This window comes from Psychrobacter sp. 1U2 (assembly GCF_051847575.1).
The window spans coordinates 1-2266 of the sequence record NZ_JBPYDC010000066.1 but is presented as its reverse complement, the minus strand read 5'-3'; the positions used below and the strand labels follow the sequence as shown (position 1 = coordinate 2266).

Sequence of the window (2266 nt, the reverse complement as noted above, 5' to 3'; positions counted from 1 at the left end):
CTACTTAAAGAACTTAAACCTGATGTAGTACAGACTTGGATGTATCATGCTGACTTTTTAGGAGGTCTAGCTGCAAAGAGTGTAGGTGTTGATAATATTATTTGGGGCATCCGTACTACAGATGTATCTCAAGGTGCTTCCAAGCAAACAGTTTATCTTAGTAAGTTATGTGCAAAACTGTCTCACTACGTCCCTGATTCTATCGTTTGTGCGGCTCATGTATCAAAAGACTATCATATAGGTATTGGTTACGATAAGTCTAAGATGGTTGTTATTCCTAACGGTTTTGATGTGGAGGCATTTTCTTCTACAGAAGAAGATGGACTTAATGTTCGTAAGCAATTTGACTTGTCCTCTGATGATATCGTCATTGGATCAGTAGGTAGGTTTAATCCAGTCAAAAATCAAAAGCTTTTTGTAGAGGTTGCTTCCACATTAATAAAAGACTTTCCAGATTTGAAGTTTATGTTAGTAGGCAGAGACAATGATGCGAAGAATAAAGAGCTAATGTCTTGGATTGAACAGTACAACCTTTTAGATAGTTTCAGACTGCTGGGTCAGAGGGATGATGTACCTAAATGTCTAAAAGCTATGGATATTTTCTGTTTACATTCCAAAACTGAAGGATTTCCGAATGTAGTAGGAGAAGCTATATTATCAGACACTACATGTGTAGCAACTAGTGTAGGAGATGTCAAAGTACTTCTAGATGAGGAGTCTATTGCTACAAGTAATGATGTAGTCGGCATCAGTAACGTTATAGAGAGTTACCTCACGTATCCAAAAGATAAGTTATTGAGAAAAGCTATTAAGAATAAAAACGAAGTTATTACTAAATATTCTATGGATGTGGTTATAGACGAGTATCATACTTTATATTTAAAAAAAATTAATAAATAACAGTTATTATTAGATATGTAGCGTAAGCCACGAACTAATAATAACTATTGAAACTAAGGTTATGTATTATGATAAATTTACGTAAACGCGTATTTTGGCTGAAGGATAGAATGACTGGTGGTAATGTTAAGGCACACTATAACGATATAAAGACTAGTATTGATAGTCCCATTTATACTCAAAGTCTTGATAATCTTCTAAGTCATACAATTAAAAAATGTGCATTTTATAGTCATTTAGACCCTAATACAAAAATTGAAGATTTTCCTGTTATAAACAAAAACATAATTAAAGACAACCTCGATGCTATGTTGGTAAAGGGCAGTCAATTAGAAAAATTACATTCAATGTCTACGAGTGGTTCTACTGGAACTCCATTTAAGTCTTATCAAAATAAAGAGAAGCGTCATAGAGTTCTAGCTGAAATCATATATTTTAATCAATTAGCAGATCAAGAATTAGGTGATAAGTTCGTTTTCTTTAGAGTTTGGAATAAGCATAATAAGAAGAGTTTTCTTGCTAAATTCATGCAGAATATCGTATGTATAGACATTTTGAAACTAAATGACGACACTTTTAAAAAAGCAATTAGAATGTTTAAGAATGACAAAGCTTTAACCTCTTGTCTAGGTTATGCAACTACATATGAACATTTACTACGTTACATGATTAAAAATAATATAGATATTAAGCCAGCAGGTCTCAAGTCTATTATAACAAGCTCGGAAGTAATGCCTTTAGATATTAAGATAAAGTTTAAAGAAAAATTGAAGTGCAATATATATGACAGATATTCAAATCAAGAGAATGGCATACTTGCACAGTCAACTGATTGTAGTGACTTGTTTTTGGTAAACCATCCAAGCTATTTAATTGAAATACTTAAAGAGGATAACGATCAGTTCGCTGCCAATGGTGAGATAGGACGAATAGTTGTAACTGATCTTTTTAATTATACAATGCCCTATATAAGATATGATACGGGCGATTTAGCTATTAAAATTGGTGACCAACAGTTTTGTAAACACATTAGTTCTGTGCAAGGTAGGAAAGCGGATGTCTTTTATAATACTCAAGGTGAGATGCTGACTCCACATTCTATAACAAACTATATGTGGGAATTCGACAAAATTAGTCAATATCAGTTTATTCAAGAAGCAGAGAAGGACTATATTTTAAAAGTCTCAGGCGCCAAAGATATCTATGATGAGACCGATTTTATAAGCGTGCTTAAACCTGTTTTAGGTAGTGATGCTAATATGAAAATTGAATTTGTTGATACAATACCTGTATTAAGCTCAGGGAAATATAAGAAGAATATTTGTCTATACGATCCTGAAAATAGATATGATAAGTAATTCTATCA

2 protein-coding genes are annotated in these 2266 nt (G+C 32.7%); both read left to right on the top strand.

Annotated features, from left to right (window positions below; all coding sequences use genetic code 11):
* On the top strand, nucleotides 1–900 hold a 900-nt coding region (locus ACS8FD_RS13115), incomplete at its 5' end, for a glycosyltransferase (RefSeq protein ID WP_439276216.1).
* A gap of 68 nt (nucleotides 901–968) precedes the next feature.
* Nucleotides 969–2258: a phenylacetate--CoA ligase family protein gene (locus tag ACS8FD_RS13110; RefSeq protein ID WP_439261181.1), complete on the top strand. Its 1290-nt coding sequence runs from the start codon at nucleotides 969–971 to the stop codon at nucleotides 2256–2258.
* The last annotated feature ends 8 nt before the right edge of the window (nucleotides 2259–2266 follow it).